Source organism: Liquorilactobacillus sicerae (genome assembly GCF_029916425.1).
GTDB classification, from domain to species: domain Bacteria; phylum Bacillota; class Bacilli; order Lactobacillales; family Lactobacillaceae; genus Liquorilactobacillus; species Liquorilactobacillus sicerae.
Genome location: NZ_JAHAVQ010000317.1, coordinates 1 through 414 on the forward strand (window position 1 = coordinate 1; position 414 = coordinate 414).

The 414-nt window shown below is 32.6% G+C and carries 1 protein-coding gene; it reads left to right on the plus strand.

The window, feature by feature from the left end:
• Positions 1 to 161: 161 nt before the first annotated feature.
• A complete protein-coding gene (locus tag KH893_RS12625; RefSeq protein ID WP_281166376.1) occupies positions 162 to 338 on the plus strand; it encodes a zinc ribbon-containing protein in 177 nt (58 codons plus the stop codon).
• Positions 339 to 414 lie beyond the last annotated feature (76 nt).

The following is a 414-nucleotide window of genomic DNA, read 5'->3' on the forward strand; positions in this document are numbered from 1 at the left end:
ATCAAATATCTCGTAAAGAATTTTATACAAAATAGTTGTCCTTACATTATTCTTTTCTTATGTTGTTTGATCCTGCAAGTAATTCGGATATTTCATTTTTCCAGTGAACTTAATATATACATCGAATATTTTTGTAAGCGCTACCTTTTTGTATTAGAATAATGCTAAATTCAACTTTTAAGGGAAAAGAGACAAGGTTAATGTTTAAGAGTGGTGATAAGCCAGGTGCTGGACGTTATAAGTGTCAGACCTGTGGGGACATAATTTATTTGTTTAAAAATTCTGATATTTTGCCATCCTGCCCGGAATGCAAAGCTGCGTGCTGGGTTAACTGTTAAAATCAAGATTCTGTTCTTTGTTTGCAAATATTTCCATTAAGAACCGCAGGTAAAAAATGTTTGGGCTGTTTTTGTT

Excerpts from the sequence above, each read along its gene's own strand:
- KH893_RS12625 (WP_281166376.1), top strand. The coding sequence starts at position 162 with ATGCTAAATTCAACTTTTAAGGGAAAAGAGACAAGGTTAATGTTTAAG.